Source organism: Streptomyces sp. NPDC091416 (assembly GCF_044756845.1).
Lineage (GTDB): Bacteria > Actinomycetota > Actinomycetes > Streptomycetales > Streptomycetaceae > Streptomyces.
The window spans coordinates 1-18,593 of record NZ_JBIVTU010000023.1 but is presented as its reverse complement, the minus strand read 5'-3'; the positions used below and the strand labels follow the sequence as shown (position 1 = coordinate 18,593).

At 64.7% G+C, this 18,593-nt stretch carries 9 protein-coding genes and 2 pseudogenes; 6 read left to right on the top strand and 5 right to left on the bottom strand.

Annotation, left to right across the window (positions count from 1 at the left end; translation table 11 throughout):
* Window positions 1–286: 286 nt before the first annotated feature.
* Window positions 287–3,613 carry a hypothetical protein gene (locus ACIQMX_RS39120; protein ID WP_402485568.1) on the bottom strand — a complete coding sequence of 1,109 codons (3,327 nt, stop codon included), beginning with the start codon at window positions 3,611–3,613 and terminating at the stop codon, window positions 287–289.
* 352 nt (window positions 3,614–3,965) lie between these two features.
* On the opposite strand from ACIQMX_RS39120, the gene ACIQMX_RS39115 reads away from it, so the two are divergent.
* Both ACIQMX_RS39115 and ACIQMX_RS39110 read left to right on the top strand, forming a co-directional pair.
* Window positions 3,966–10,550: an RHS repeat domain-containing protein gene (locus ACIQMX_RS39115; RefSeq protein WP_402485565.1), complete on the top strand. Its 6,585-nt coding sequence runs from the start codon at window positions 3,966–3,968 to the stop codon at window positions 10,548–10,550.
* A gap of 12 nt (window positions 10,551–10,562) precedes the next feature.
* Window positions 10,563–10,757: a hypothetical protein gene (locus ACIQMX_RS39110; protein WP_402485562.1), complete on the top strand. Its 195-nt coding sequence runs from the start codon at window positions 10,563–10,565 to the stop codon at window positions 10,755–10,757.
* A 397-nt stretch (window positions 10,758–11,154) separates the two neighbouring features.
* On the opposite strand, the pseudogene ACIQMX_RS39105 reads toward ACIQMX_RS39110, so the two are convergent.
* Window positions 11,155–11,938, bottom strand: a pseudogene (locus tag ACIQMX_RS39105) (IS5 family transposase).
* 497 nt (window positions 11,939–12,435) lie between these two features.
* Window positions 12,436–12,945, bottom strand: coding sequence for an ATP-binding protein (locus ACIQMX_RS39100; protein ID WP_402485559.1), 510 nt, complete (start codon window positions 12,943–12,945; stop codon window positions 12,436–12,438).
* Between the two features lie 179 nt (window positions 12,946–13,124).
* On the opposite strand from ACIQMX_RS39100, the gene ACIQMX_RS39095 reads away from it, so the two are divergent.
* Both ACIQMX_RS39095 and ACIQMX_RS39090 read left to right on the top strand, forming a co-directional pair.
* The gene (locus ACIQMX_RS39095) at window positions 13,125–13,358 is read left to right on the top strand and encodes a DUF397 domain-containing protein (protein ID WP_327170068.1); all 234 of its coding nucleotides are present in this window, start codon (window positions 13,125–13,127) and stop codon (window positions 13,356–13,358) included.
* 93 nt (window positions 13,359–13,451) lie between these two features.
* On the top strand, window positions 13,452–14,384 hold the full coding sequence (locus ACIQMX_RS39090; RefSeq protein ID WP_402485556.1) for a helix-turn-helix domain-containing protein: 933 nt from the start codon (window positions 13,452–13,454) through the stop codon (window positions 14,382–14,384).
* Between the two features lie 16 nt (window positions 14,385–14,400).
* Here ACIQMX_RS39090 and ACIQMX_RS39085 read toward each other — a convergent pair whose 3' ends face one another.
* On the bottom strand, window positions 14,401–15,222 hold the full coding sequence (locus tag ACIQMX_RS39085) for an SAM-dependent methyltransferase (protein ID WP_402485553.1): 822 nt from the start codon (window positions 15,220–15,222) through the stop codon (window positions 14,401–14,403).
* A 539-nt stretch (window positions 15,223–15,761) separates the two neighbouring features.
* Entirely contained in the window at window positions 15,762–16,823 is a 1,062-nt protein-coding gene (locus tag ACIQMX_RS39080; RefSeq protein WP_327170065.1) for a helix-turn-helix transcriptional regulator, read from the bottom strand.
* Window positions 16,824–18,260: 1,437 nt separating this feature from the next.
* Here ACIQMX_RS39080 and ACIQMX_RS39075 point away from each other — a divergent pair.
* Window positions 18,261–18,389, top strand: coding sequence for a hypothetical protein (locus ACIQMX_RS39075; protein ID WP_402485550.1), 129 nt, complete (start codon window positions 18,261–18,263; stop codon window positions 18,387–18,389).
* Between the two features lie 109 nt (window positions 18,390–18,498).
* Window positions 18,499–18,593, top strand: a pseudogene (locus tag ACIQMX_RS39070) (Mu transposase domain-containing protein); the annotation flags it as partial.

The following is an 18,593-nucleotide window of genomic DNA, read 5'->3' as shown; positions in this document are numbered from 1 at the left end:
GCATTTGTGTCCTCAGGTGAAGGGGGTGGCAGGTGCTCTGCTGGGATGAGTGTGTATTGATGAGTACGTGCTTCGTCCGCGTCTCCAGCGGAAACCGGACGGCGGAACGCCACATAGCCTGGCGCTGGTCACACGTTCAGCGTCAGACATGTGCGACCGTCAGCCAGATACCTACAGGTGGCCCCTGAACTGAAGAGGAGCCACCTGTAGGTATCCCGCAAGCGAGAATTGTTCAACGGCTGCGCTCAGGACGGGTGTTGTCCGTCCGCCCTGCAACAGCTGGTCGTCAGAAGATACCGGTGATGACAGTGTCCCAGCCGCTGAGTCCCACCAAAGTGGGGTACTTATGGCTGGGGTACTGATGGCTGGTGCGCACACCGGGATAGAAGAGCAAACAGCCGGAGGGGCAGGTCGTTTGCTTGGTTGCACCTGTGCCATCGATGTAGTCGATGGCGAGGTTGGAGTCGGCCGGTGTAGTGGCCCACACATCACCTAGCTCGTCGTCGGTCTTCGGCTGGAACTGGCGATAGGTGATAGGCGTGCCTGCGTCCGGGTCGCTGTAGGTGCCTGTCGTTACTGTGCCCTGGATGTTGCCTTGGGATGCGAGGTGCGGACGGTACTGCCAGCCGCCGCTTCCGTAGGGGATCCGGATGCCCAGTGAGTAGACGCCGTTGGTGATCTTACCGGGGTAGAGGTAGAGCTGGCCGGTGCCGGGGTCGCGGGCGACGATGTCCTTGATTCCGTCGGGGCCCTTGACTTCGTCGGGCTCCGGGATGCCGTCGCCGTCCGGGTCTGTGTCGCCGACCTGGTCTCCGATGGTGAGGTTGGTGTAGTCCTTCCAGCCCTCGATGCCGAGGTTCACGCGGGTGTTCAGGCTGAAGGGCTCATGTTGATTCTGCCAATGGTTACCGGGGCTGCCGAACGTGTTTCCGGTGTAGAGCCAGAGCGCAGCGTTCGAGCAGGCATCGTTGGTGCATTCGATGGTGATGAGGTCGTTGCCGTCGGCGTGACCTTCCGTTTCGTTCTTGTCTATGTCGCCAGGCAGGATGATCTGCCGGACGCGGCGCCAGTCATCGGCATCAGTTGGGTCCATCTTCCTGTGGATCAGCGGGGTACGGGTGGTGAAGTTGGGTGTGCCCAGACCGGTGCCGCCGTAGACCCAGAAGGTGTTGTCGTCGAGGCGGACCACGAAGTCCTCGTAGCCGTCAGGCGCTGCTGTCGGGCTGGAGACGTCAACGAGGTCGCCATGGTGAGCGATCAGGGCATCGCCCCAGCCGCCGGTTCCGACGGTCTGAGAGGAGGAGACCTTGCCGGTGCCGTCTCCGGAGTACAGGCGCAGCTTGTTGAGGTCGTCGGTGGCGACCATGTCGGCGTAGCCGTCGCCGGTCAGGTCGCCGGGCAGGTCGGCGTGGGCCAGACCCGAGCCAGGGTCTTTCCCGGGGGCGTAAACGAACTCAGACTTTTTCGTGCTGAGAGTGAGTGAGTCAGCATCTCCGCCAAGGGGGGAGTGGTTGCCGGCGATGTCGTAGGCAACCACATGGAGCGTGCTGGTGGGCCAGCTGATGGGCTTGATGTCGATGAACGCGGTGTGGTGGTCGGCCCCGACGGGAACCCAGGTGCCATTGCTACAGCGGTTACTTGAGGCGGACAGCTCCACCACCATGTTCCAGCAGAAGCCAGCGATGTCGTTCGCGGAGTGATAGAGCTTGAGCCGGGCGGTCTTGCGAGCCTGAAACGCGCCAGCGACCGCATTCCCCTCGACGTCCGTTACCTTAACCGCCCCTTCGGGGCCATTGAGGTCCACCTTGAAGGCACAGGATGAGGTGTAAGCACTGGTGGTGCCCTCGTCGTCCTTGGCCCGGACCTTCCAGGTGTACGACCCGTTGGCGAGCTTGCTATAGGGCACGGTGACTGAGGCGTACTGACCATCGGCCACCTTGCTGGAGGGGAACGACATCGCGACACCGCTGGAGTTGGTCACGGAGAACTCACCGGTGACCTTTCCGCTGTCCTTATCCCTGAGCCTCGCGGTCAGAGCGATACTGCTTCTCCCGATCACGCCACCGCACGGCACCTGCTTGTTGCCGTCGCCGCCCGGGGCCCAGGATCCTTCATACGCCTTGGCGGTTCCGGCGACCACTTCGGGCTTGAAGTTGTAGGTGACTTCGAGAGCCGGACTGTTGGAGAACCGCTTGAACGACTCGGTGTTGCCCTCGTAGCCGCTGTCGGCGCGAAGGCCCAGGGTCAGTGCGCTCCAGCCCTTGTCAGCCGCTTCCTGGACGAAGGCTGTCAGCGCAGCGGACTGGTACTCGACACCCTTGTCCCCCGGGCAGAAATCGTCGTTGCCATGGGCGTAGGACTTCGAATCCAGCTTGGTAGCCCACATGCCCGACTTCTGGCTGTCCCAGGTGGGGGTGTTGCTGATGCCGCCGGTGGACCACAGCTCCGTAGGCCCAGCAAGAGACGCGTTGCAGCCCCAGGAGTGCGTCTCGGACAAAGCGAACTTCGCATCGGTGATGTCAGAGCCAGCCAGACCATCGGTGTCCATCGCGAAGAAGGATCTGGTGGCGCCAGTCCCGTTGAAGCCAACCCGCGGCTCGTCGCTCGGCGTTCCCGAGTGCCATCCCACCCCATTCGGGTACGCGTCACCCGGCGTTGCCGCGTACACCACCGCCCACTTCTTCAGGTGTCCACCGGTGAACGGCGGGTCCACCACCAGGGGGAACTGGTCCGCCGTAGCCAGCAGCGTGGGGTCCGGGGTCAGCGTCAGAGTGTTGCCCTGCAAGTCAGCGCCCACTGGCGCAGTCTGAGGCTGCCCGTCATCAGCAGATGCAGCCACTCGCGCCGCACCAGTCAGCGGCTCCTCGCCGGCAGAGGCCGGCTGCTCCCACATCTTGGGGCGGGGGGCGCTGAAGACGACGTTGCCGTCTACGTCCGTAGCGGTCAGGTTGTCGTCGGCGTCATCGGTAAGGGTGACACCGGTGGTTGCGATGTTGAGCTTGATGCTTTTGACCGCGGGATTCGCCGCGGCCTGCGGCGTGTTGATGATCAAGTGCTCGGCGAAGCCGTCGACTTCGGCTATGACCTTCAGGTCGACGTCCGGCAGGACCGACTTGTACAGGGCCGTGTTCCCGTCCAGGACAGGCTCCGGCAAAGCGGTGGGCCAGGACAGCGACAGCTGCTTGTCGACCTTGGTCATAGTCGCCAGCGGGGCGCTCCCGCCGCCGGAGAAGGCGATGCCGAACGTGGAGGAGGCAGGGCCGATCGTGCCGTCGGCCCGATGGACCATCGTGGCATCGGCCTTCTTCCATACGCCCTCATACCGGGACCACATGGGAGTGGAGTACTGACGGCGGGTAACGGTGCCGTCCGGGTTAGCGAAGACCTCTACGGTCTCCTCCCGCCGGTCCAGGATCTCCACGCGCTCGCCGGTCTGCGCAGCGATGTCGAACGCCTTGGCTTCGGAAGCCGGCTCGTTCGAAGGCGCACTGTCAGCCGCTGCCGTTGCGGCAGGCAGTGCGAGTGTGGTGAGGGCCGTCAGCGGAAGTCCCAGGGCCAGAAGGAACGCTATGGAGCGCCTGCTTCTTCGTCTCGACGTGTGCGGATCTGTCATGAGGCGCCTTCCTGAAGCATGCGCATGGTGCATGAAGGTTGCAGGTTATTCACACTATGGAGGATTTCCCAAGCGCGTTGGGGCATTGAACCCTGAGCGGATGAGTCGCCTGCCACCAGGGCTGGCTGTCGATGTTCCCCAAGTTCAATATGTGCCGTTTTCCGTCTCTAGCGGACGCTTCTTGCCTGGTCAGACCCTTGATCCACAATGATCCACCGTGAGTGAAGCCCTTCACGAAGGGGAGGTGAGGCGGTTCAAAAATTGCCCGTTTTGAACTCTTGTGCAAAGGCCACCCAATCGGCTTTGCTTTGCAGGCTCTTCACAAACATGCAGGTCTAGGGGTGGGGTTTTCATGCAGTTCCGCGGTGCCTTCGGCATGCCGTTCTCCACCCACCCATACCTGCGGTTGCGCAGCGCCCGCACCGCCTCAGTAGGCCTGCTCTCCGCCGCCCTGAGCCTGTCCCTGCTCTCAGTACCCGCGTGGGCTGAGCCCGGTGACGGGTTCTCACTTCGGCCAGCACAGAAGACCGCCCCGGTGCCGGGCAAGGATCTGAGCGTCAATCGGACGGTGAACACATCCCCGTCCGATCGCAACCTGTGGCAACCACCAGGCAAGATTGCCTGGCCAGCTGCTGGACAGGCGGACGTTGCCCTGCCAGAAGCAGCCGACCGCACGGCAAAGCACTCCGCTGCCCGCAGCCGGGGAGTCAAGGCGGGAACCCTGCCCATTCACATTGCCGAGCCGACCAACTCCGTCACCAGCGCCAAGACCCGCACCACCGGCACCGCAAGCCCAGACCACGTGCGCGTGAAGCTCGCCGACCGCAAGACCACACAGCAGGCCGGCATCCAAGGCCTGCTCATGACGATCGAACCGACTGACACCGACACCGCCTCCACTGCGGCAGACGTTCAGGTCGACTACGCCGCCATCGAGCCGGCCTTCGGCGCCGGCTGGTCCTCCCGACTGCGACTGGTCCAGCTCCCCGCCTGCGCACTGACGACCCCGGATAAGGCCGCTTGCACCAAGGGCCTGCCTCTGGCGACCGAAAACAACACCGCTAGCCGGACGCTCACTGCGACCGTGGAGTTCCCAGCCAAAGACAGCACGGCTAAGCAGTCCCTCACGGACGCTGTGAATGGCAGCATGGTGGTGCTGGCAGCCGAGGCGGCCCCGGTCGGAGGGGAAGGATCGTTCACGGCGACCTCGCTGTCCCCATCCGGCTCGTGGTCAGCCGGCGGGAACTCCGGTGGATTCGGCTGGAGCGTTCCACTCATGGCGCCGCCTGTACCGGGAGGGCTGCAGCCGAAAGTGGAGCTGTCGTACAACTCTTCCGTGATGGACGGCCGGACGTCTTCGACGAACAATCAGACGTCGTGGATTGGGGAGGGATGGGACTACTCGCCGGGGTTCATCGAACGTACCTACGCGGGTTGCGAGAGCGACAAGCAAGGCGGCAACAACACGGAGAAGGTCGGCGATCTCTGCTGGAAGTCGCAGAACGCGACGCTCTCCCTGAACGGCACGTCGACCGCTCTGGTGTGGGATGCGGGCAAGAACACTTGGAAACTCGCCGCCGATGACGGTTCTCGAGTCGAGCAAATCTTCGGCAGCGCCCCCAATGACGTCAACGGCGACGAGGACTACGAGTACTGGAAAGTAACCTCGCTGGAGGGCACGCAGTACTGGTTCGGCAAGAACCGCCTTCCCGGCTGGTCCAGCGGCAAGGAGGAGACGAAATCCGTCTTCACCGTCCCGGTCTACGGCAACCACAGCGGCGAGCCGGGCCACAAGGCAGACTTCGCCTCCTCCGCGGCAACGCAGGGATGGCGCTGGAACCTTGACTACGTCGTCGACTCACACAACAACGCCATGGCTATGTACTACGGCAAGGAGGCGGGCTACTACGCGCAGAACAGCAAGATCGAGACACCCGTCTCCTATATCCGTGGCGGGTACCTGAACCGGATTGACTACGGTCTGCGCGCCGGTGCCGTTTACACCACAGCCAATCCGGCCGGGCGGGTGTCCTTCGGGACCGACGAGCGGTGCTTCTCCACCTGTGGCACCTTCGACTCCGACCACGCCACCAGCTGGCCGGACGTCCCCGTCGACCTCAACTGCACCGCCGGCAAAGAATGCCTGACCGCCTCGCCGACATTCTGGTCCCGCATCCGGCTGACCGACATCAACACCTTCGCCCTGCAGGGCACCACCATGCAGCCCGTGGATACGTGGACGCTGGACCAGTCGTTCCCCGGCACGGGTGACATCTCCAAACCCGCGTTGTGGCTGAAGTCGATCCAGCACACCGGCAAGGCAGGCGCCCTGGCGGACCTCGCACTGCCGAAAATACTGTTCGGCGGGACACCGATGCCGAACCGGGTGGACTCGGCCGAGGGACGCCCTCCACTGAACAAGTACCGCATCACCCGGATCGTCAACGAGACCGGTGGCAACACCCTCGTCACCTATAGCCCCAAAGAGTGCAGCCCCACGAACAAGCCGTCTTCCCCGGACCAGAACACCAAACGCTGCTACCCGGCCTGGTGGACGCCCGATGGTGCGGTTGACCCCGTCAAGGACTGGTTCCACAAGTACCTGGTGACCCAGGTAATTGAGGACGACACCACCGCCGGCACCGGATCGGCATCCAAGACCACCACCTACGAATACGAGAACGGGCCGAACTGGCGCCGCGACACCTCCGAGTTCAGCCTCGACAAGCACCGCACCTGGAGTGTCTTCCGCGGCTATGGAACCGTCCGGACCCTGACAGGTGCCACCAACCGAACCAAGACCGAGACAAGCTACTTCCTCGGTATGGCCGGCGATACCCTCGCCGACGGAAGCACCAGGCCCGCAGCGAAGATCAACGGCATCACAGACCGAGAGGACTTCGCCGGCAGAGCCGCTCAGACCCGTACCTACGACAAGGACGGGACCACCGGCAAGGTGGTTGCCAAGACCACCTACACACCTTGGCAGTCCGACCCGACCGCCACCCAGAACATCACCGGTATCACCGACCCCGACAAGCCGAGCACGTCTGGCCCAGTGCTGCCCGACGCCGTTGCCCATCACGCGGGCACAGTCACAGAAGCTGCGGCAACGCTGCTGGATGACGGCACGTCCTGGCGCACACTGACCACCACTCGCCTCTACGACCCGCTCTACGGCCTGGTAACTGCCGAAGGCGACGATGGCGACACCGCGCATGGGGTAAAGCCGCAGTGCACCCGTACGCAGTATGTAACTCCCGACACCACTAACTGGCTGATTGCCTTCCCTGCGCAGGTCACCGCAGTTGCCCAGGCACCATGTGGCCTGGGCTACCTCAACACAGCCATCACAGGGTCCACGCGAACCTCCTATGACGACCAGGCCTCGGGATTGGCCCCCAAGCCCGGACAAGCGAACATTACGAAGACAGAACAAGCATCCAAGCTGGACATCAACGACCAGCTGGTGTGGGAGACGACAACCCAGACCACCTATGACCAGTACGGACGGACACGTACCGCTGCAGGCCAGGACAGCCAACCCATCACCACGGCCTACACCCCTGCAACTGGCCCCCAGCCCACTACCGTCAAAGTCACCAACCCCAAGACACACGAGACCATAACCACCATGGACGGGCTCCGTGGCCTCACTTTGAAGACCACGGAACCCAACAACCGCACTGCCACCGCTGAATACGACGCGCTGGGGCGCCTAACAAAGATCTGGAGCGCAGGCCGCGCCACAACCACAAACCCCAACGCCACCTTCACGTACAACATCTCCGCCACCGCACCGTCCACCGTGACAGCGAAGAACTTGTACGAGAACGGAACCTGGGGCACCAGCGTCACGATCTACGACTCGCTCCTGCGCCAGCGCCAGACACAAGCAGATGCTGTCGGCGTCACCGGCAGAATCGTGGCCGACACGTTCTACGACACACTCGGCCGCCCGTTCCAAGCCAACGCACCCTTCTACAACGACCAGACCGTCTCGACCACTTTGCTCAGCGTCACCCCGAATCAGATCCCAGCCTCGGTCATCACCGAGTACGACGGCCAGGGCCGCCCCACCGCGACGGCTACCTTGTCGTTGAACGTAGAGAAGTGGCGCACCACCACCACCTACGGTGACACCTGGACGTCTACCGTCCCGCCGACCGGCGGCACCGCGACGCTGGAGCTCTCCGACATCCGTGGCCGCACCATCGAACGGCGCACGTACAAGGACCGCAACCCGCTCATCAGCGCAGCGGCAAGCCAGTACGAAAAGACCACCTACGCCTACGACCGCTCCGGCAAGCTCGCGAAGGTTACCGACGCATCCAGCCGAAACGCGTGGACCTACACCTACGACCTGCGCGGGCGACAAATCGCCACGACCGACCCCGACAAGGGTGCCAGTACCATCGGCTACGACGCCGACGGCCGCCTCGCCACCACCACGGATGCCCGCGGAACCACCCTGGCTACCACCTACGACGAACTCGGCCGAAAGACTAGCCTCCGCACCGGTTCGGCTACGGGTACCAAGCTTGCCGAATGGGCATACGACACCGCCGCGGGCGGCAAGGGCCTCTTGGCCTCCGCCACACGCTATGACACCTCCGCGAGCCCAGCCGCCGCATACAAGACCACCGTGGCAGGCTACGATTCCGCCGGCCGAGCCACTGGAATAGCGATGACGGTGCCCTCGGTGAGCGGCGAGGAGAAGCTCGCAGGCACCTACTCCATCGCCAGCGCCGCCACCGCGGTCAGCGGCCTGCCCACCACTGCTGCCTACAGCACCAGCAACACCAACGCGGCAACCGCGCTACCCGCCGAGACCGTCACCAACCACTACGGCGCCCAGGACCAGCTCGGCGTTGTCGACGGCACTCTTTCCCAGGTCTACATGACCGGCGCTAGCTACACACCCTTCGGTGAACTGGCCCAGGCCTCCCTCGGCAACCTCGGCACCCGCGTGGTCCAGACCCTCGGCTACGACACGGTCACCCGCCGGCTCGCCTCCTCGATCGTCGACCGAGAAACATCCGGGCCCCAGACCCTGTCGAACATCAAGTACAGCTACGACACCGTCGGCAACATCACCCGGATCCGAGACGATCAGAACGACGGCGCCATCGCCGACGACCAGTGCTTCACCTACGACTGGGCCCGCCGCCTGGCCGAGGCATGGACCACTGCAGACGCGTGCACCACCAAGCCCGTCAACGGATCCGGCACACCGACGCTCGGCACCGTCGACCCGTACTGGACCAGCTGGACCTTCACAAACTCCAACGACCGGGCCACCGAAACCCAGCACAAGGCCGGCCCGATCACAGCCGACACCACACGCAACTACACCTACCCCACCACCACCGGCGCCGCCCAGCCGCACGCCGCACGCACCGTCACCGCCACCGGTGGAACCACGGGTGCAGAGACCTACCAATACGACGCCACCGGAAACCTGACCAAGAAGACCCCCGCCGCCGGCCCAGTGCAGGACCTCACCTGGAACGACGAAGGTAAACTCGCCACCTCCACCGCCTCCGGCGCAACCACCAAATTCCTCTACGACGCCGAAGGCACACGCATACTCAAGCGCGAGCCGACAACGACCACCCTTTACCTGCCCGGTGGCCAGGAACTCGTACTCACCAAATCCACAGGAGCCCTAGCCGGCACCCGCTACTACAACGTTCCCGGCGGCTCAGCCATCCGCACCAGCAATGACGGCAGAGTCCGCCTCCTGGTTGCCGACCCGCACGGCACCAACCAACTCTCCGTCAGCGCCACCACCCTCGCCGCCAACCGCCGCAAAACCCTCCCCTACGGGGCACCCCGCGGCACCGCCCCCACCTTCTGGCCCGGCCAAAAGGGCTTCGTCGGCGGAGACATCGACACCACCACCGGCTACACCCACATCGGCGCCCGCGACTACGACACCACCACCGGCCGCTTCATCTCCGTCGACCCCCTCCTCGAACTCGACAAACCCCAAACCATCGGCGGCTACGCCTACGCTGCAAACAGCCCTGTCACCAACTCCGATCCCAGTGGCCTAGGAACAGCATGCGGCCCCGGCACCGATCTCCCCTGCCCCGACAACGGATCACAGGGGCAAAGCGGGCAAACACTTACAAAAGAAAGGCCCGAACCGCCCAAGGAGACGCCTGGTAGCAACGACAGCGGAAGTTCAGCCGACCCGATAGACACCCGTACCACTGTCGGCGGCATACCCATCCCCCCACCCAAGGAATTGTATACAAAGACGCCCTGGAACACCTACGAAGAGGCCTACCACCTTTGGGCAGAGAACATCTGCGTTTCGGGCGATCATCAAGACTTCTGCGCCGCCGCTGATGAGGTAGGCCTACTCGATTCGGGCCACTCGTGGGGTGGGCTCGTCATGGCAGCCGTCGCTACTTGCGCTTTGGCGGCTGAGGTCTGTTTCGGTCTGGCCGTTGATGCCGCAGTTGGTGAGCTTCAGGTTGCCTCAGGAGGTTCGATTGGGGCAGGTGTAGGCCTATCAAGGATGAGTGGAGAGCTCAGGGGTCTATACGGCAAGCTCGAAGCCGATAGTTCCCATGTCGTACCCAGCGAAACGGCCGCGCTGCGAAGTGTTATGGATAGCGCTGTCGATGGGCGACGCTTGAATGCGCAGTTGATTGGCGAACAACTGGCAGGAGTTGACGGCCACGCCTTCCGGAAGCATGTTGTGGAACGGAATGAGTTTCCGGGAATTCAAACGCGTAAACAGTTTGCTTCGATGATCGAAGATGTAGTCCTCAATGGGGAGCGGCGGGTTGGCCCCCGTGGGCGTAGTGCATACTGGCGTAATGGTGTAATCGTGATTCGAGACCCAAATACTCGCGATGGGGGAACTTCCTTCGTCCCGAAAGAAGGTTACGATTACTTCACTAGACACTTTCAGCAGGGATAGAAGGGGTATTCAGTGAAGGTGGAAGACTGTGGATCTCAGGTCATAGTTGAGATGGAGAGGGAGGAGTTCTTCCTCGTCGTATCACTCATGAGTGAAGCACTTGAGACTGGCGACGAGCGAGACTTCGAGACACGTGTGGGCGCATCCATGGATGAGGTTCGGGCTCTCCTGCGAAGCCTGCCTGACCTCCCGCTGGGCAGCGGCTAAAAAAGAGCGTTGTGTCCCGGCGGGGGTGTTTGGTAAGTCGCGCGGTGTCAGCGGGTTGGGGCCCCGCACCAAGGCGTGTGAGGATCCGCCCGTGGAGTGCGATGTGTGTGGACGGGCGATGTGGCGAGTGGTTCGAGGTCGCGCGGCCGCCGTACTTGCCCATGAGCATGCGTTGGGAGAGGGCCGTCGCGGACGGCCTTCCGGCCGACGTGTCCCACGCTTTCGGCATCTTCGACAGGACGCTGTGCGGAATCCCGGAAGCCGGCATGTCGCCGTCCGATCACTGGTGGCTGCCGGAGCGGGAGAACGTCTGTGGCGCCTGCCGCGAGGTGGCAGGTGTCATCGATGGCCACAGGCGATGAGGGGTGAGGACGCGCGGGTCAGCGTGGCCCGGCGGCTATGAGTCCTTCCAGTTCGGAGTCGACTCTTGTGTGAGCCTGCGGTTCATCAGGTCGATCATCGCGAGGCGGATCATGGCTTCGGAGTGGTGTGGGTGGGTTTCGTAGGCGCGGGCGATGCGGCGGTGGTGCATGAGCCAGCCGAAGGTCCGCTCGATGACCCAGCGTCGCAGAATCACCTTGAAGCCTTTCTGGGCAGGGTCGCGGCGGGGTGACTTCGGCGTCGATGCCGAGGCGGGCGCGGTGGTCGATGGCTTTGATGCGGTAGCCGCTGTCGACCCACGCCTTCGTGGCGCGGGTGGCCTTCGGCGATGTTCGAGAGCAGGCGGATTCCGCCGGCGTTGTCGGAGAAGCTGGCGGCAGTTACCCAGACGGCCAGGAGAAGGCCGAGGGTGTCGACGCGATGTGGCGTTTGTGGCCTGCGGTCTTCTTGCCCGCGTCGATGCCCTGGCCGGTTGCGGGCACGTTGGCCGAGGTCTTGATGCTCTGGGCGTCGAGGATGCAGGCCCTGGGCTCGGCGTCGCGGCCTTCGGCCTTCCGGACCAGGTGTCGCAGGAGTCCGTTGAGCTGGTCGAAGGCGCCGTCCTTCGGCCAGGCAGCGAAGTATCCGTATACGGTTTCCCGCGGGGTGAAGTCGTGTGGGAGGTATCGCCAGGCGATACCGGTTCGGTCGACGTAGAGGATGGCGTCCATGATCCGGCGTAGATCGTGCTCGGGCGGTCGCCCGATGTCCAGGCACTTACCTCTTCTTTCGGCCCGCCAAGCTGCCAGAGTTGCTTCCAGTAGTTCCTAACGGGCATCGGGCAGGTCACTTGGGTACGGCCGCTGTCTGCGAGGCATGTTTCTGTAGTACCGATGGCTGCCGTTCAGCCACAGGGCGCAAATCGGCGTGAACGGGTGCGTGTCGGGATCAGACAGGAGCGAAGGGGCCGAAATGGACCCTCGAAGACCGTCACCCGACCCATCTGCCACAACAAGCGTCTACCGCCTCAGTCGGCCCGAAGCGGTCCGTCACCTGAGCTGCAATGAAGCACCCCCGTCGGGACAAAACGCTCTTTAAATGAGCGCGTCGCAGAGCGAGCTCACTCCCGTTGCTCCACTCATCATGATCTCGCCCCGTGCCAGAACGGTGCAGGTGTCCCTGCCGCTGCTCGGGATCATTCCCAGCAGGAGTGGCTTCAACAGCGAGCCGCACGTGCCTCAGAGCCCGTACGTGGGAATGGTTCGGCGTCGAGGCTGAGGCACCGGAAGAGTCCGGCGTCCCCCGGCCGCGCCGTTGTTCAAATTCTCCCGCGGGCTGGAGCGGGAGGCAGCGCGAGCCGTGCCCAGACGGCTTTGCCGGTGCTGCCGGAGGGTTTCCAGCCCCACCCCTCGCTGAGTGCCTCGACGATAGGAAGTCCGCGGCGTTCCTCGGCTAGGGGGGCGGGCGGTGTGAGGCGGGGCCTGCGTTGACTGTGGTCGTACACGACACACAGGAGGCTGTGCGGGCGTCGGGAGAGAGCCAGCCACACGACGGGGCAGCTGCCGTCGGGCAGGGGAGTACGGCGCCGTCCGTGGCGCACCGCGTTGGCGACGAGTTCCGATGCGATCTGTACGGCGTCCTCGCGCACGGGATCCAGTTTCCAGCGGTGTACGACATCGGCGGTGAACCTCCGCGCCTCCTTCAGGCACAGGACGTTCGTGCTGACACGGTGGGCGGCAAAGGGGGGTGCCGTGAGAGCAAGATGGGACGTGCCCCCGAAGGGGCCGCTGACACTGATGTACTGGCGCTGATGTGTTCGATTTCCCATGGACGGTTCCCCGTAAGTGAGCGTGTCGGCGGCTCACTGCATTTTGTCCCGCTACCTGTCGCGCTAATGCTCGTTCCTGAAAGGACGACTGAAATTTCAGCCCTCGCAGTCGCACGAACGTTCCCTGTGGTGGGTGCGGTGACGGTTGCGGCTGGGGGGCGGCCGGAGACGGAGAGAGCATGACAGTGCAGCTCAGCGGTGCGAGCGCGGAGATGATCGTCGGCGCGGTGTGGCGGAAGAGTGAGCGGAGCAATGCAGCGGGAAACTGTGTCGAAGTCGCCCGACTGGAGGGGGGCGAAATCGCCGTACGCAACTCCCGTTTCCCGGCAGGGCCGGCGCTGGTGTACACACCTGCCGAGATGGAATCGTTTCTCCTGGGCGTGAAGGACGGAGAGTTCGACTTCGCCCTGTAGGTGATCCGTGAGGTTCTGGCCAGTGCATGCTCCCTCCTTGCCCGACTGGCATACTGACGCCCCGAACAAGGGGCCCAGGGGAGGTAGTTCGGCATGACTGGCCAGCACAGGGAAATCCGCTCCATACGCGGTTTCGCGCCCCGGCCTCACCTCGGTGCGGCGGCCCACCGCCGAGCCCTCGGCGAGCATCTACGACGCTGCCGCACCGGCATCGGGATCACCGGAAAGACTGCGGCCCAGAGCATCGGAACGTCCGGTCCGACCGTGAGCCGGCTGGAGAGAGGCGACAGGACCGAGAACACGTCCCTGCACGCCACCGCACTGCTGCGCTTGTGCGGAGTGACCGACCTGCAGGAGCTCGCCCACGCACGGTCAATCGCAGCTCAGGGCGAACAACCGGATGCCTGGGAAGCCTACGGCAACTCCATCGTGCGCTGGGTGCAGCCGCTCCTTGCACTCGAACCCGCCGCCCAGCGGATCATGTCCTACGAGCCGCAGCTCGTTCCGGGCTGGCTGCAGACCCACGAGTACGCCCAACTCGTCATCCGTGCAGGCTTCCCCGACCTGCCGCACGCAGAAGTCGAAGCCCGGGCCCGGGCCCGCGTGAACAGACTAGACATGTTCCACCGCGACCAGGACCCGCCGGCCCTGGTCGCGATCATGGACGAAGACGTGCTGCGCCGCCCGGCCGGCAGCCCCGGCGTGATGTACCGGCAGATCCAGTACCTGATCCAGCTCCTCACTGGAGACCTGCGGCACCGCATCAGCCTGCACATCGCGCCGCTGTCGATGGGAATGACCGGCGCCGTGGGGCATCCGATCGTGCATCTGCGGTTCGCTGACGCATTGTTGTCCGATTTCGTCTACCTCGAGCAGAGCGAGGGGGCCCGCTGCGTCGAAGGTGAGGGCGAAGCGGAACGGTATCTCGCACGCATCGCCACGCTCTCCGGCATGGCGAACCCCGCAGACCTCACGCTGACGCAGCTGGAGGACCGGCTCGACGAGCTCGCCACCAGCCGCCCATGACCGGTCCGCCGCCGGCTCACGGCACCAGGCCAGCCCCGCCGAACTCCTCCCACTCAAAGCTCCGTTGGGGCGGAACAACGGGCACAGCGGCAGGACGCCACTGCGAGACCTCCACGAGGCCCGGCTCGACAACCGACAGTTCGTTGTCCTCGAAGTAGCGAGTGACGTCAGCCCGGGTACGCACACGGCCCCAGTGCCCCTGGGTCTCGCGGTCCATGAACGAGGACACCTCCTCACGGACCTGCTCGCTCTCGCTGACCAACTGGCAGATGACCATCACACTGCCGCTGGCCAGCTTGCCCCTGACCCTGCGGATGAGGTCAACAGGCCGGTCCGCATCCGGAATGCAGTGCAGAACCGAAACGAACAGCGCACCGACCGGCTCCCGGAAATCGATCAGCCGCCGCACCGGCGCACTCTCGAAGATCGCCTGAGTGTCGCGCATGTCCGCCTGCAGGACCGCGGTCCGGTCATCGGTCTCCAAAAGCGCTCCGCCCACGCTGCGCACAATCGGATCAGTGTCCACATAGACGACCCGTGAGGAGCCGTCCACACGCTGCGCGACCTGGTGCACGTTGTCCTGAGTCGGCAGGCCGGACCCGTGGTCGATGAACTGACGGATGCCGTACTCGTGAGCGAGATTCCGCACCACCCGCTGAAGGAAGGCCCGATTGTTGAGGGCCAGATCCTTCATGCTCGGGACCTGCCGTAAGAGGTTGTCACATGCCGCACGGTCGGCAGCGAAGTTGTCCTTGCCGTCCAGGAGATGGTCATACATCCGCGCGACACTCGGAGTCCTGACGTCCACACCGTACGGAAGCTGATTCTCGGCCGTCATCGCGTCCCCGGGAGAATTCACGGCGTGGCCAGGTCGGCCCCGCACCGGAGGTCGACAGCTTAGTGAAATTTCAAAGCGCGCACGAGACCACGATCGACTGAAAGCAGCCCTGACAGCGTCCCTCTTCCCAAGCGGTCGGCTTGGTCCACGCTGTAATGGATGCGGGGGAGGGACCGGCACCTGGAGGCGCAGCCGACTTCTGGCCGGCCATGCCCCGTCCGTGCCCCGACTTGCTCGGCCAGCCCGACCCCACGCACTTTCCCGCACGACGGTGAGAATCCGGGACGTCCGCCGACATGGACGAGGTGGCAGCTGATCCACGGCGTACGGCTTTGGTCCCGCACCGGCGTCCCGTGGCGTGACGTTCTGTGCGGCACAGCCCCTGGGGCCGGAGCTGCGAGCTGTCCGCCGCCGACAGCGCACCTGGCAGCGTCGACTCCACAGTGCGCCGGGATCACCCGCACGCCGCCGGTGCGCGGAAAAGAGGGGGATCTGCAAGAAGAGCCGCCCGGTGGTGCCGGCGCTGAGCGGGGCGAAACTCAGGCGGTCCTCTCACTGACCAGATCACCGACACAGGGGTCATCCGTCATTAAGAAGCTGTAATGGATTGCCTCCCACAGCGGCTTGAAGTCTGCTGCCTGCCCACCCAGTGCGGTGACCAGCGCACCCACAACCTCCCACTCCGGAACCGCATCACCCCGCAGCACCTGCGCAACGAGGGGCACGGGCACCCTTCCGTGACTGCGACGGTGGATCTCCTCGGGTGCGGGCCGTGCAGCAGCCAGGTGCAGGCCCCGCAACGCAGCCTTCAGCGAAGCGATGTACTCCGTCACTGTCTGCCGCGGTGGCTGCTCGATCCCGTGAGCTGCCTCGCACAACAGCCTCAACTCACCGGGCTCATGCCCAAGAATGCTGCACAAATGGCACACCAGGTCCCACGAAGGGATGCGCTCACCCGACAGGATCCTGGAGATGAAGGAGGGGGAGAGCATGGTGCGGTCCGCGATTGCACGGATGCTGAGGCCGCTTTTGCGTTGCAGGTAGGAAAGAGCCGCGGCCAGTCGTTGGCGCGCGGTGGCCGCCATCGGTCGTACCGGCTCCCGTTCCCCGCCTGGCTGGAGCGAAGACAAGGATCGAGTCGAGGGAAGCGGCGCGGCTCGCAGAGCGATCGCGCGATGATCCAGCAGCCGCCGCACCCGGTCCGGACTCCATTTAGTGCGGGCCGTCTCAGCAGTGACGTTCACCGCCCGGGCGATGTCGTCCCACTTAACCCCCCGGTCACGGTTGGCTCCGACCTCGGCAGCCAGGAAGAAGTCGATCTCCTGCTGGACGGCCCGGGCGCGCTGCACCAGACCCGCAAGATCCTCATCCGCATACGTCGCCTCAAGCAGGAGACCAGCCAGCCGGTGAGCCTCCGCAGCGATCTCATACCCCGCAGACCTCCTGCCCTGGCCGATAACCGGCCGCTCCCGGTCCCGACGCCTCTGCGCCTGACGTCGATGTCCCTCGTCACAGTACGAACGGCGTCTTCCCGGGCCGCTGGCGGCAGGAAGCGGCGCCCCGCAGAAACCGCAGACACGATTCGCAGCGTTCGTTGCCACCGCTTCCTCCTTCGTGCTGATCGCCGCCACCGGCGGTGCTGCCGAAGGCTTGCCGCCGGGCTCTATTACTCCCCTACTTGAGAGGTACCTTTCGCTGCGCCCCCTGTGGCGCCAGCCTGTCTGGCGCCACAGGGGGCCGACCTTGGGCCGGCAGACCTCAGTCGGCGCGAGCCCACAGCCAGGAGAACCGCGACTCACGGCAGGCCCAGGCAATCACTCCGGACCCTCCCAGTGCATACGCTGCGGCCCAGGCTTCCTCGGTCTGGCCGAGAAGGAGAGCCGCCAGCGCAAATACCCCTCCGAGATTCAGCGTGACAGCGCAGGCACGGAGTCGTGCGAAACCCGCTCCTCCGGCGCTACCGTGGGTACCACCCCGCGACGCCACGGCGCCACGGAGCGCATATCGAGAAGGCATGAGATTCCTCCAACGGAACTCGTACTGAACGAATGCGGTAGGGGGCTTGGTTCCTAGGTTTGCGGCCGGGCCCAGGCCCCCTCCAGGCCGTGACACTAACCCGGCCGAAGCCCCCCGCGCCACGCACTCATGCCGTAATCAGATATGTCTACCCGTCCCTGTGGCGCGAAACGTTCACGGATTCGTTTCTGGCGTTCCTGAGTAAATTGATATGCCGCAAGTGACCACTTGGGCGCGCAAATTGGAACAAGGAAAGTCGTGCGTTGATCGAATTTGATCGGGGGCGCGAAATCTGCTGGAAGATCCGGTTCTCTGGAATTTCAGTTCGACGCCAGACCCATACAGGCGGAGCGTCATTCGGGCCGCCCGCAGTCTCTGACCCGCGCAGCTTTAACGAGCGCATACGTGATGGTCGGTAAGGCGTCGAGGGCCTGGTGAGGGCTCGCTTCTCACACCTATCGCCTCGGCCATAGGTCCGGACACCTGGTGAATACGGGACAGGCCGGTGACGGTCTACCGGCAGCCGCGGTGATGCGCCCAGGCCCTCAGTTGTTCAAGCTCAGGACTCAGCCGTTGTGGGCGGCGACGCTCACGGGTCCGTAGAGGGACGGACTTTCGACCCATTGGTGAAGCCGTGAGCGGGGCGGGGGACGGGCGGCATGCCGTGGGCGCCTTCGCGACGTGCCGGATGGTGTCCGCCGAACGGCTCCCGACCACGCTCGTGGACCTTCGCTATGGAGTGATGCGTGACGTACCAGCGTGCTCTGGTTCGGTGTGGACCGCTGGATAGTCATCCGGGCTGTCGCCGAGGTGCGGCCCCTGCTCGCCGAGCGAGGGCGCGCACCATCAGCCTTGGCGTGCGGGGCCGCAACGAGGCGACCTCCGGGGCCTGGGTGCAGGCTGAACCGCTCCGGGGGACCGAGCGCTGCCGCCCGGCACCCCGGCGTGCGGTGCGGCCAGCCGTCGAGCGCGGCCGGGCCGTCAGCACGCCTGACCATGGGCGCCGCTGGCTGGACCGCTGCATGCCGTGCCTGATTGCCACCGCCCCGCGCAGCGGCCCGTCTGTGGCGCTCGCCGACATCCTGACCGTACTGCGAGAGGCCGCCGCCGAAGCGGGCGTCACCTTGAGAATCGTCTTGGACGAGGACTAGCGTCGTGGACCGTTACCGCCTGACCCTGATGATCGGACCACATCGGATCATGGCCGGGTGGTGGCCCGGCCCGGTCCCGGGCGGACCGTGGACCGCAGTCCCCGCACGTCCGCCGACCCCCTACTTGGTGGCCGAACGGCAGCTGCGGCACGTCGGCAAGGACTGCCTCGTCGCCTTCGACGGCAACCTCTACTCCGTGCCGGC